This is a genomic window from Psychromonas arctica DSM 14288, assembly GCF_000482725.1.
Lineage (GTDB): Bacteria > Pseudomonadota > Gammaproteobacteria > Enterobacterales > Psychromonadaceae > Psychromonas > Psychromonas arctica.
Genome location: NZ_KI519485.1, coordinates 73,384 through 85,175, shown reverse-complemented (window position 1 = coordinate 85,175; position 11,792 = coordinate 73,384). Strand labels below are relative to the sequence as shown.

At 48.0% G+C, this 11,792-nt stretch carries 12 protein-coding genes; 2 read left to right on the top strand and 10 right to left on the bottom strand.

Annotated elements, in window-relative coordinates; translation table 11 throughout:
* The coding region (locus H592_RS22895; protein WP_037071046.1) for a Tn3-like element ISShfr9 family transposase at positions 1-2,591 on the top strand (2,591 nt) is incomplete at its 5' end.
* A 156-nt stretch (positions 2,592-2,747) separates the two neighbouring features.
* Here the strand turns inward: H592_RS22895 and H592_RS0119465 are convergent.
* From H592_RS0119465 to traL, 7 genes are all read right to left on the bottom strand, one after another.
* A complete protein-coding gene (locus H592_RS0119465) occupies positions 2,748-3,539 on the bottom strand; it encodes a type IV toxin-antitoxin system AbiEi family antitoxin (protein WP_028870246.1) in 792 nt (263 codons plus the stop codon).
* A 219-nt stretch (positions 3,540-3,758) separates the two neighbouring features.
* Positions 3,759-4,073: a TraA family conjugative transfer protein gene (gene traA, locus H592_RS0119460; protein WP_425414404.1), complete on the bottom strand. Its 315-nt coding sequence runs from the start codon at positions 4,071-4,073 to the stop codon at positions 3,759-3,761.
* A gap of 68 nt (positions 4,074-4,141) precedes the next feature.
* Entirely contained in the window at positions 4,142-4,714 is a 573-nt protein-coding gene (gene traV, locus H592_RS0119455; protein ID WP_156916161.1) for a type IV conjugative transfer system lipoprotein TraV, read from the bottom strand.
* Between the two features lie 74 nt (positions 4,715-4,788).
* Positions 4,789-6,018 (bottom strand): TraB/VirB10 family protein, encoded by a 1,230-nt coding sequence (locus H592_RS0119450; protein WP_245600457.1) that lies wholly within the window; start codon positions 6,016-6,018, stop codon positions 4,789-4,791.
* 62 nt (positions 6,019-6,080) lie between these two features.
* Positions 6,081-6,977: a TraK domain-containing protein gene (locus H592_RS0119445; protein WP_037072289.1), complete on the bottom strand. Its 897-nt coding sequence runs from the start codon at positions 6,975-6,977 to the stop codon at positions 6,081-6,083.
* Positions 6,961-7,587 (bottom strand): TraE/TraK family type IV conjugative transfer system protein, encoded by a 627-nt coding sequence (locus H592_RS0119440; protein ID WP_028870242.1) that lies wholly within the window; start codon positions 7,585-7,587, stop codon positions 6,961-6,963. Before H592_RS0119440 ends, H592_RS0119445 begins: the two co-directional genes overlap by 17 nt.
* Positions 7,584-7,865, bottom strand: a complete 282-nt coding sequence (gene traL, locus H592_RS0119435) for a type IV conjugative transfer system protein TraL (protein WP_000433891.1) — start codon at positions 7,863-7,865, stop codon at positions 7,584-7,586. Before traL ends, H592_RS0119440 begins: the two co-directional genes overlap by 4 nt.
* Positions 7,866-8,152: 287 nt before the next feature.
* On the opposite strand from traL, the gene H592_RS0119430 reads away from it, so the two are divergent.
* Complete coding sequence (locus tag H592_RS0119430) at positions 8,153-8,740, top strand: hypothetical protein (RefSeq protein ID WP_028870241.1); 588 nt, start codon at positions 8,153-8,155, stop codon at positions 8,738-8,740.
* A gap of 26 nt (positions 8,741-8,766) precedes the next feature.
* Here H592_RS0119430 and H592_RS0119425 read toward each other — a convergent pair whose 3' ends face one another.
* The 3 genes from H592_RS0119425 to traD are packed head-to-tail and all read right to left on the bottom strand — an operon-like array spanning position 8,767 to position 11,779.
* Entirely contained in the window at positions 8,767-9,402 is a 636-nt protein-coding gene (locus H592_RS0119425; protein ID WP_000033753.1) for an IncC plasmid conjugative DNA transfer DtrJ family protein, read from the bottom strand.
* Positions 9,389-9,949 (bottom strand): hypothetical protein, encoded by a 561-nt coding sequence (locus H592_RS0119420; protein ID WP_028870240.1) that lies wholly within the window; start codon positions 9,947-9,949, stop codon positions 9,389-9,391. Before H592_RS0119420 ends, H592_RS0119425 begins: the two co-directional genes overlap by 14 nt.
* 9 nt (positions 9,950-9,958) lie before the next feature.
* Positions 9,959-11,779: a conjugative transfer system coupling protein TraD gene (gene traD, locus H592_RS0119415; protein WP_028870239.1), complete on the bottom strand. Its 1,821-nt coding sequence runs from the start codon at positions 11,777-11,779 to the stop codon at positions 9,959-9,961.
* Positions 11,780-11,792: the final 13 nt, after the last annotated feature.

The following is an 11,792-nucleotide window of genomic DNA, read 5'->3' as shown; positions in this document are numbered from 1 at the left end:
ACCACCTTGTTCAGGTGGGCAATGCCTGGCTGGAGCCGCGTTACCTCTTTGATACTGCTATTGAATTCCTAACCAGTCACAGCATTGCTATCCCTAGGTACACCGTACTCCAGAGACTGATAAGCAGAGCGATGCAGCAGGTCAGAAAAGACCTGGCGCACCAACTTAATCAACTCACCAGTCCTGAACTTCACGTCTTTCTGGACAGCATAACAGCCATTGATGACGGACTAAGCCTGAACCAGCTCAGAGGCGGTGCAAAAAGTCTGACCGTACCTGAACTTAAAAAAGAGCTTGCCCTTTATCATCAGTTAGCGCCATGGCGCACGCAAATCAATGGCGTTATCGATGGGCTTAATCTGTCTCTTAAAAATCGACAACACTTCGGTGAGCTCATCAACTATTACGGTAGTAAACTCAAACGATTCAAACGCGCACAGCAGCATCTATGGTTGCTATGTCACCTGACAGAGCGGATACAACTGGCACTGGAACGGTTAACTGATGGGTTCATTTACCATATCCGCAAGCAACAAGAAGCTGCCAACACCTTTGCACAACAAGCAGTGTTCCTGTCCTGGCAGTCAGCCGCGGACAATGTCACGAAAGCGGCAGAGTTACTGCATCTGTTTGTGGATGAGAACATTGATGATAATCAACCCTTCTCAGTAGTCAGACAACAGGCATTGAAGGTCATGAATGACAGGGATATCCAGACCCTCTGCCTTTACCTGAAAAAACAGAAACGGACCGTGGAAGAGTACCAGTGGCAACATTACGATGAACAATGCAATCTCCTGGAGCAACTGTTAAGGCAGGTGTTCTTGTGCCTTGAATGTGAGGCCGGTAAAGGCTCAGAAGCCGTCGTCGCCCAACTTCAACAGATGCAGACGGAAATCGCATTCGGTGGACCACTGAAGACGATGGATACGTCGCTCATCCCGAAAAAGCACCTCCCATGGTTGGTTAAACAGGATAACGTTAACCCGCAACGTTACGAATGGCTGCTCTACCGGCAGTTAACCTCACGACTGAATGGACGCATTTATTTGCCAAATGTTACCAAATACCGCGCACTGGAAGACGACCTGATCCCCCAGACATCGCAGGATACCTTGCTGGCCTCATCAACACTGGACAGACTAAAACAGCCCGCAGAGTTATTGTTACAGGAGAAACAACACCGGCTGGAAAGTGCACTCAAAGACGTTGCTCTCCATATTGATGAGGGAGACAATCGAAATGTGATCATGAAAAATCGTACCGGTACCCGCTGGCGTCTGCCGACCAAAAGCGCTACATCTCTGGTCAACAATCCCTTTTTTAAGCGAATGCAACCGGTCGGTATCGCGGATGTACTGCGGTATGTAGAGCGCGAAACCGGGTTCATGAAATGTCTGACTCATGTACTTCCGATACAAAAACAAGGGTTCACTCATCAGGATGATTTACTGGCCATTCTGATTGCCAACGCCACTCACCGTGGTGTGTATGGCATGGCGCAGATCTCCGATCGAAGCTATGAACACCTGAGTACGGTGCAGGCCAACTATATCCGGCCTGAAACGCTGCATGACGCCAGCGACGTGATCAATAATGCGGTTGCAGCGCTACCCATCTTCCGCCACTACCATATTCAGGAGGACCAGCTGCATGCCAGTGCGGATGGTCAGAAATTCGAAACCCATCTGGAAACCTTTAAAACCCGGTACTCCTCTAAGTATTTCGGCACCAACAAAGGGATCACGGCCATGACACTGGTGGCCAACCACAGCGCCCTCAATGCTCGGATCATCGGTTCCAACGAGCACGAATCACACTATATTTATGACCTGTTACAATCCAACAGCAGTGAAATCAAACCTGACGTACTCTCGACAGATACACACGGTGTCAATCATGTTAACTTCGCCTTACTGGATCTATGCGGTTACAGTTTTGCACCGCGATACGCGCAGTTCAGTAGTGTCATCAATGATCTGTTTGACGTAACTGAAAATGAACACGGCGGCACCAACCTTGCCCTGAAAAAGCCCATCAGGACGAATGTCATCGAAACGGGATGGCAGGATATTAGGCGCATTGTTCTGTCACTTCAGACAAAGCGAACGACACAGGCAATGCTGGTAAGAAAGTTGTCTGGTTATCCTTCGGGGCACCCGACATTACAGGCGCTGACGGAGTATAATCGACTGGTCAAAGCGCAATATTTACTGGATTACATAGACAATGCCAGTTTGCGGCAGTACGTTCAGCGTGCCCTTAACCGGGGAGAAGCGTGGCACTTCCTGAGACGGGCTATTGCGTCGGTGAATGGCGATCAGTTCCGAGGCAAAAACGAGAGTGAAATCGCTATCTGGAATGAATGTGCAAGATTGCTTGCCAACGCGATCATCTACTTCAACTCCGCGATACTGAGTCATCTGCTGGGACACTTTGAAGCGAGAGGAGATGAAGAGAAAGCGGGTATCACTCGTGCTGTTTCGCCCGTTGCGTGGCAAAATATCAACTTAAGCGGAACGTATAACTTCACTAATACTGGGAAATTGCCCAATATTGGCGAAATAACAAGGCCGATAGTGGATGATTAGGCTCCAAGCTGAAAGTAAACCACCTCCGCAGCCATTTATTGGTGTGGTCTACAGAGGATTATGTCTTTTTAGAGGGGAAAATCCCTAGAACCCCCTGTTGCTACCACAGGAAGCATTCTTATGAGCAAGGAAACCTGTTTGTAATATGGGCTATCTTTATCCATTATGTTGTTCACCTTTTTTGACGCTTAATATCTCTGGCACTGTGATTTGATATCGCTCATCAAAACGTCCTTTTTCGACAACCTGCCGCTTTCCTGCGCCCAATTTAATTCTTGTTTCATCTACGCGATTGACCCACTGGTGATCGTAGTATCGACCCAGAAATAGAAATATTCGGTTTGCCTGAACAGAGCTGCTTCGTTCAAGAATATCTTGTACTTTTCTAGGGCTAAGATTGACTAAACCCTGAAATAATTCTGCGACATGCTCAAATGAAATCAGCTTTCCAATCGCGTCTACCACTTCATAGGCAGCAAGTTCTGCACAGCTGACAGTGAGTTCTTTCTCTTTGACCGTGATCCTTTTCAAATCTTTCTCGGGATTCACTTCAAGCTTATGGTTTCCACAGTAAAACCAATTCTGATAAGGGAATTCACGAAACCATTTCGGTAAGGACGACTTGTTTTTAACGCAAATCCAAACTTGCTCTTTGTTCAGCTGTAAATAGTGACTCAGTCCCTGGTGAGTTAAGCTGCTCAATCCAGCCAAATGAACTGAAACGCCCAATTGCACATCCAATGCTTGAATGGCATCAACCCAAGTTGGCTTTATATCGCCCTGCGCATTTGGACGATAGTACACACCAGAACTAAGCTTCTTCAGCCAACCGTTCTGCGCGTACTTTTGAGCCAACGAGTAGCTCACGCCGTTTTCAGTCAGCCATTGCTGAAGTACTAGCGCACCAGGAGAAGTATGAGCAACAAGCCAGTTTATTTTAGATGACATTTTAACACCCAAAGTATGAATATCACGAACAGTATAAACCATATAGTTTATTAAGATAGGAATTTTAACACTTTAGGTATTAATATACCAAACACTGTAAACCAAGTTCGTTAATGTGGCGTCGCTGAAATGAAAAGGTCTACACAACATCACCAACAACCCGATGTTGTGTAGACCTAGTTTGATTACCTTAAGTGAACTGCTTACTGTGGTTCACATTCAGGTGCCCAGTAAGACGGCGCTGATTGCTGGAACTGTTGTGCCAATGACTTCTTGAGTGCTGGCAACAACAGGTAAAGTTGCAGACATAACACTTTCAACGACTGTTGGCGTATTGTAGAGACCCATACCGCCACCAATGCCCAAGGCAAAAGCCATCAAGCTTTGGCGAGCGATACCGCCCACAATACCCACCAGAACCATGGCTCCCGCTACGATCCGTCCCAAAGTACCTTGGGTCCAATCTTTTAGGGTATCCCACACATCAGTGAAAGCATCACCACCGGTGCCCGCAAATGAGGGCTCCGAAATCATTAACGCCATCAAACCAAGCGCACCAATGGTCATTAGGCGCTGAGTTTGAATGGTGCGAACTGCATTTGTCATTCGTTAGTTTCTCCGTAGATACTCAAGTTATCGCGCTTACCATCAGCTCCCGCTGTGGTTGAATCGCTCTGAGTCTGAAGTGGACGTAGCACAGGCGAAACCGTTCGAGGTGCTGACACCCCAATATCCCACCGGCGCGGTTCAATTTCGGTAAACACGTAGCTGGATAAATTCAGATCTCCACGATCATCCTCCCAAGGCGCAATCCAAATCCGCATCACCCTTGAAGGAATGCGAAGAGGTGCAGATTGCTGCGTCTCAGGTAATGCTGGATGGCTCAGCAGTCCTGTCTCTAAATCAGATTGTGAATACCCAGAGGGAGAACCAATTCGAGTCGCCACAGCATCAATCGTCTTGGGTGCAGCCCCATTACTTGTAAGCTCATAGACTTCACGAGCGGATAAACAGCGCACACCGTCAGGCATACCTGGGCATCCATATTCACTACTCCCAAGACCCAATGAACTACAGCCAGACAATAAGGTTGAGCCGACTGCCAATAAAAGTAATCCAGCTTTAGAGCACTGTTTTGACTGGTGCTTTGGGTTGTTCTGCATTGATGTCGTCATGGTTAACTCTCCTCTGGATACACATCTTATTGTCTGAAACGGACTTCGATCGGTTAGCAACATGCAGGATTTTTTCATCTTCTTGCACCTCCCCCTTGCGAAGTGGCCAACGACAACGAGGCACCACGAGTGACTATGACTTCAATTTTCCTCGCAGCGTCTACTTCTATGACTGGGAACATATTTTCAGCCATGTCCAAATAGAACTTGGCCACTCTATCCAATGCTTTACCGGTGCCTTTAATCGCAGCGCCTTGTAATGCTTCTTGGCTCATGACTTGTTGGTACAGCTGAGTATCACCGGCATTACCCGTCTGAATCGTTGGTACAGGATTCACATCAAATGCGCCTGCCAAGCCCTGAAGGAATCCGGCCATCATCGATTTGGCCACCAGCTGGCCTTGTTTCGACACTAATCGGCCACGAATACCGGCTTTACCGTCTTCACCCACGGCATAAGAATCCAGTCGTGTTTCAATGACGCCACCATCTTCTCTCACACATGAAATGGTCTCGCCTCGCAAATAGGCACGCTCAGAGCTCAAATCACCGTAACCTGCGGCGATCAAGAAACACTCTTTGATATCCGCTCTGAATCGGTTGGGTAAAATGGCTTCCTTTTGAATCCTCAGTAATGCAGGAAAAGGTTCGCGTCTTGCGGACTCGTGAGTAGGGGCATCCAAACCCGTGATCAAAGTACCTGAGATGATGCTGCCCGCCGGTAGGTACAAAGGCGGCGCTTCTTGCACAACAACCTCTGGTTCAGCAACCACTTCAGGTTCAATCATACGAATCGTGATTGGCGGCAATGGAACATCCCGAGCTCGTGTACCTTGGCCATTGGCTGGCTGCTGATAGAGCGGATCAGGCAGCGGCGCATTGGCAAAATAGTCGTCTGGGTTAGACGGCAGTGGCCTTTCTTCATTAGGCAATTCCATGGCAGATAAAGGCACTTCAAAACGGCTATTTGTGCCTTCAACTACTGAATCTCCCCCAGCGCGAACATCATCAAGTTCCGCTCTAAGCCGAGCCAACTCCGCATTGACCTCACTGGGTATAGAAGGCGAACCTGGGCTTAGCCGTCCTGAATCGACGTCACGACGCAAGCGCTCAACTTCACGACGTAACTGTTCATTGCGCTCACTGAGTAGTTTTACGTTCGCAGCCAAACTATCGACCCCAACATCACGAGTATTGGTATCCGTAAGAATGTGCCGGATCGTTTCCTGTCGGTTCCGACTGCTTGAGCCATCGTCAGGATTAGGTGAAAACACCATCACCATCAGGATGAGACCACCAGCAATACCGGCAACCAATAGGCCCCGCTTCATATTCGGGCTCATTTGTTCCCATTGTGCTTTCATCGTTATTCACCTCCCACAAGAAGCGGAGGTCGCTGACTTTCCAACGCTTCTTCACGATGATTGCGAACTACCACATACAACTCAGTCTTTTCACCCGGCAACAAGATATTGCGAGGCCAGTAGGCGCTTGCCACTATATCTGGTGTATGACAGGCTATTTCACTGGCTTCTATCGGCTCATCGGCAAAGCTTTCAACCAGTCCTACATAGACGGTGAAGTAATGTCCCGTCACAATTTGCCCCTGCTTAAAACCAAACTTTAAACCTGGCTGAAAACATTTCGGGCTTGTGTCAGTTTGGCCAGCTAAACGGATGTCATAGCCTTGTGGTAACTCATTTAGTGCAAGGCGTCTGAGTAAATCACGTAAGCTATCGACGTATGGCTGAGCCGTTTCCCAAGTGGCGGCTTTTCGGTTCACGACGCCCTTAATAGGCCACTGCTGACCATCAATAGCTAAGGTAATTTCACGCGGTGGAATACGACGAGGTACTAAGGTGACAGATAATGCGGGCGCTTCCTGACCAGGCGGAGTGATGTAAAGTGAAACCGGTGATTCTTTGTCAGTGGCTACATATACAACATTCCCCTTGATTTGCGTCTGAGCATCACTGGTTGTTCTCACCTGAGGCGATTCAAACGGCGTCACAATCCGATTCAGATGACCAAGAGCTACAGGGATCAGTTCATTAACTCCCGGTGTCATCATTAGCGTTGTTGGCACATCCGTTGAAGCCGTATTGGTTTGAGTCGGTGGATTTGCAGTAGCAGACTGCTTCATCACACTGGCTGGCACAATCGGCAATTCCACGTCTGCATACGACGCTTGAGATAACAGGACGCCACTCAAGCTGATTGCGATTAAGCTTGGAGTCAGCCATCGACTAATTTTGGTTCGCATCATTCACCCTCCGGTTTTGCTCTTGGGTCAACTTTTCACGAACGCGCTTCGTTCTAGCTTGCCCCTCATACGTATCCATCCAATTGAGCTTTGGACGGTATTGCTCAATGTCGATGTCAAACTCATAGGTGCGAGTTTGACGCTGTTCATCTCCAGATGGTCCAGAGACCAAGGAATAACCGGTCACAAAGACATGGCCGGTTTCATACTCATACTCCACTTGTCTGGGTTGGAATTTGAGCGTGACTCGGTCTTCACGGATCTGTCTTGCCTGAATCTCCAGTGCATCGACCACTTGCTGGTACACCGCAGGTGAAAGTAGCGGCTCGATAGCAACCCGGATAAAAGACACATTGCCCGGCGTCACGTTGCCCATAAGCTCAGCTAGGTAGAGCCCCCAGGATTCCAAGTAAGGCTGAGTAGCCTGGTTTCGTGACACTTCAGCCGTTTCAGACAAGGTTGGCGGTTGAATGGCTACCACGGTATTGCGAGAAAATGCTGCTACCGCAAGCAGCAAATTAGATAGCACCAGCACTGCAATCAGGAACCGTTGCCATCGGTTTTCTAATTGCGTGCCTTGCCATGATTTTAAAAACACGTCGAACTTCACGGCAGATAGCTCCTGATAAATGGGTTAGGGATCGTCTTGGCTTTGGTTGGCAACAGTCCGGCCCAGTAGATGGCGTGAAGAATAAAACCATCTGGGCGACCATCACGAAAACGCCGATAGAGTTTGGTTGTCACCAACCCCAACAGGCATAAAACCAAGGCATTACCGGTAAAAATGCCGATCACTAGCCCCAACAGAATGGGAGCCATCTCATCGGCACTCCAAAGCAGGAAGTGCGGCGGGTCATCGATATAGGACGGAATACTCACAGGTTCCATAGTCACTCCTCGTTGTTTGAATTGAGAAGTGAAGGATGCCTTGAGATTGGCAGGTTCAGTGGTCAGCTAGATGCCGAATTCTTGAAGGTTTTGAGGGTTCTACTCAGACAATACTAACAATTGATCTTTTTGATGCGGTTGATATGATGGAGATATTGGTCGTGTCGAGACCAGCTGCCCACTTTAGCAAACCCGGACGGGACGACATGCATATCAAATTTATTTTTGCTTAGGTTTTTTCTGCGACCTCGGCAGTGGGCACCGTATTCGCTAATAGGAGAAACTCAATGCAAATTACTAAAATCATTTCCTCTGCCTCGGTTGAACGTTTAAAGCAAAAAGCACGAAAGCTTAAACGTGAAAAATCCATTCCACACACTGAAGCACTCGATGAAGTTGCAGTATCAGCTGGTTTTAATCATTGGCATCAGGTTATACAAGCTAATGACGTACAGAAACCATCAGAAGTGGCATTATCTTCTGGATGTGTCATGGCTTTTGATGTCAAAGATGGTATGGATGTCGATACCAGTGATGGGGTTTTAATTGAAGACCACTTCTTGGAGATGCTTACTGAACAGCAGCTATTTGAAATTTATGCCAATTCCCCTGATGAGGACGACGAACAAAACAGGCCGCTAAAAGAAACGCTATCGGATTCAGAGCTTCAGGAGTACTTTCGAGATGATTGCTCATTCATGTACTTTCGTCTTGCCGAGCCTCATGCAAACAAACCGTTAAAAGAAGTATTGGCTCTTATACGACAGTACTCTTTTTGGATGCCTCAATATATTTGGCTTCAAGGCCACCTTATTGATACTTATCATTTGCCAGCGGAAGACGAGAATGGCAATACCGTAGGCGTAAGGTTTTAGCTCTACAAGATGAGGCCTGATGGGCCTCATATCTTCTTCTGCAAGTGACTTAACGCCAACCCCGCCATCAATGCCAAACCGATGATCAGCGACGGTAACACCACAGGAGGAATAGCCAGCGGGGCGAACAATCCCATAAACAGCAAAATGACACCTGAGCCCAGGATAATCATGCTGTAGCGGTGAATGATAGGGCTCGAAAAATCAAAGGTTGTCTTCTTAATCTTCCAGGTCATTAAGCCATCCCACAACGCCGGTAACATGAGAATAAGCGCAAAGGGCAACCAGACCATCAGTAAAGCAAATCGAGTGAACACTTGGTACAACACATCAAAAAATGCCTGAATACGGTCTTCTACCCAGACAAACCAAAAGCCTCCCATGTTCTCCATCCCTTTAGAGCGCAGTCGCTGCTCTTCAGTGGGGATTAGAAAATCACGCACAGATTGCTCCATCTGCGTATCCACAACCCATGATTGATACCAGCCATGGCTAGTTTGACCAATCCAATAGCTCGTTTGTGCGCCCAATTGATTTTGGATCATCTGCTTCTCTTTACTAATGACCCGGCCAGTCCAATCACCGGGCACTAACACGCCAATGGCAATAATCTCCAGCATCAGTGCCAGACACAGCAGCCAAACCGACTTATGCTTGCTCATGCCAAATATCCTCTTCTACTCGCGCCAGCATGGCTGCAACGGTTGGCGTCATAATCCGGGCTTTAATCACTTGTTGAAGCCGTTTTGTCGTCGTATGGCCACTGACATAACGCACATCGATGCGTCCTTCAGCCAAATACGCCATTCGATTTGGACGATTACGAATCCATGTGTGGAAATACACACCATCTACGGCAGCCCACTCGAAATGGTCAGGATCACGCAGGCGAATCCCCGTTAAAGCACTGGCGGCAGTCCAGGTCAGTGCCTCAATGAAATGCCAAAGGCGCACACTATCATCATCACAACTGACTTCTTCATAACTGCCCAAACCATTACACAGACACAAATCAAAGATGGAATGGCCATCTAACGTGAACGCATCCGTTAAGTAGTCCGCCAAGCAATACACCGAGGCCAAAGCATGAGGCCAGTCGGTTTCAAGCAGTCTTAAGGTTTCCTTGAACTGGGGGTTATGTTGCTGCCACTGAGCGAGCATTTCTTTAATGGTAAGTGTTGTCATTTTCAGACAGACAGAATGATGCATACAGACTCCTTATGCTGCCTGTGTAGAGCTGGTTAAAATAGGAATGCGACCTTTGATCACGCGGCCACCTGAAAGCTTGGCGATGTATTCCAGGTTGGGGAGCTGGCCTAATAACTGCAGTGGAAACATATCGCCTTCTTCCTCCATCAAGCGTTCACCATGATTGCCGGTAAACAACGCGGGGCTGTCCGAGTTGGACGACATACCTTGAGTTTGCATGATGTACTGCAACCGAGTCTTAGGCAGATTGTCAGTTATGTATTGCTGCGTTTCGGCGTCCATCACCCGAAGGGCTATCAAGTTGTTGATGTTTCCTAACACCTGGCGAGCCTTAGCTTCACTGCCTGTACGAGCTGCAAAGTCAGCAAAGGTCTGAGTAGCAATCACACAACGCATTTTTGCGCCACGGCCTTTGTTGAGCAGTTGAATGAAGGGATCGTTGACGACTTCAGCCGCCTCATCGATGAAGATATTTACGGGACGATTTTCAACACCATAGTTATAGCGGTCACCGGCCACGGCGGTGAGATCGGATAAAAGCAACGAACCAATGGCGCTGCCAACCATGGCGTCGGTCAATGAATCCAACCCGATATAGGCCACTTGGGCATTGTTGATAATACGGCCAGAATCCGTAATTAACCGGCTGTCATCCACATCGTTTGCAATCGGTGATAGCAATGGACCTAGTTCACTTGATGTGAGCATATTGAGTACCGGCATCAGTGAAGCCACCATCTTAGAATAGTGGGTTCTGTCATGCTCAAACATACTCAATAGCCCCTCTAAATCAGTATTGGCGGCAACGGGCTGAATGCGTTCGTAGTAAAAAAGCAGCATCGCCATAGCTTGTTTAGCCAAGGTGTTTGCCTTTTCGGTAAAGCGCTTGATCTCCACACTAAAGTTCGGATACACCTGCTCCCCCCAGGCCGTGACGGCTTTTACTACCAAGCCTTCTGGGCCACCTTCCAAGAATCGTCTCAGTGTTTTCAGATCAGGACGCTGTGACGTAAGCAACAAACCTTGCACTATGTTATTCAGTGCCATTTGGCCAAAGGCTTTAAATGGATCAGCACCGGTTTCGGATGGGATTAAGGCCGCAATTCGGCTGGCGATTTCAGTGCCCCGGTTAAAGTTTCTCAGAGGATTAAGTCGTACTGAATGCTCAGGAAAACCCGGATGAAAATACACAAAGCGCTCAGGACTACCGGCGGCAATACAGGCTCGCTTTGCATTATCCTTAAGTTCTTTGTCTCCCTTGGGGTCAATAATAATCACGGCTTCATTACGCAAAATGGCCTGAGTGATCATCGCATCAAAGCAACGGGTTTTTCCGGCACCGGTTGTGCCGACAATTAAGGTATGGCCTTCTGTGTGACCAACTGGCTGGTACACATCTTCTTCTTTGGGCTCAACACCATGAATCCAGGTTGAACCCATTTGTTTGCCGTGACCTTGGTTAAGCAAGGTTTGCTTATCCCGCTTTAGGATTTCATAAGCGCGTTGGGCATGACGTTGATCCCACTCAAAGCCATACCCTAACCACAATTCATCAGGATGTTTTGCCATCACCTTTTGTAAATGCGACAGCTCCATAAAAGCCAATGGCTTACCTTTTAATCCCTTCTGCAACTTATAAAGGCGATAAGCCTCAGGCAGGCGGTACAACGCCATGCCCGAGGAAATCCCTGTCATCCACCAAAATGGCTCAGGTGGTAGCTCAGTCAGTATTTCTGCGGCAATTGCCCCAGTTGCTCCAACCAGCCAACCTGCTGCTGCCATGGCTTCATAGTTCGTGCGCCAAGGCATCTCGTATGCGTTTTCTTTCATTCATGCTCCGCAA

Bases quoted from the DNA above. Each gene is read 5' to 3' on its own strand.
- H592_RS0119465 (WP_028870246.1), bottom strand. From the start codon at position 3,539: ATGTCATCTAAAATAAACTGGCTTGTTGCTCATACTTCTCCTGGTGCG.
- traA (WP_425414404.1), bottom strand. From the start codon at position 4,073: ATGATTTCGGAGCCCTCATTTGCGGGCACCGGTGGTGATGCTTTCACT.
- traV (WP_156916161.1), bottom strand. From the start codon at position 4,714: ATGACGACATCAATGCAGAACAACCCAAAGCACCAGTCAAAACAGTGC.
- H592_RS0119445 (WP_037072289.1), bottom strand. From the start codon at position 6,977: ATGCGAACCAAAATTAGTCGATGGCTGACTCCAAGCTTAATCGCAATC.
- traL (WP_000433891.1), bottom strand. From the start codon at position 7,865: ATGGAACCTGTGAGTATTCCGTCCTATATCGATGACCCGCCGCACTTC.
- H592_RS0119430 (WP_028870241.1), top strand. From the start codon at position 8,153: ATGCAAATTACTAAAATCATTTCCTCTGCCTCGGTTGAACGTTTAAAG.
- H592_RS0119425 (WP_000033753.1), bottom strand. From the start codon at position 9,402: ATGAGCAAGCATAAGTCGGTTTGGCTGCTGTGTCTGGCACTGATGCTG.
- H592_RS0119420 (WP_028870240.1), bottom strand. From the start codon at position 9,949: ATGCATCATTCTGTCTGTCTGAAAATGACAACACTTACCATTAAAGAA.
- traD (WP_028870239.1), bottom strand. From the start codon at position 11,779: ATGAAAGAAAACGCATACGAGATGCCTTGGCGCACGAACTATGAAGCC.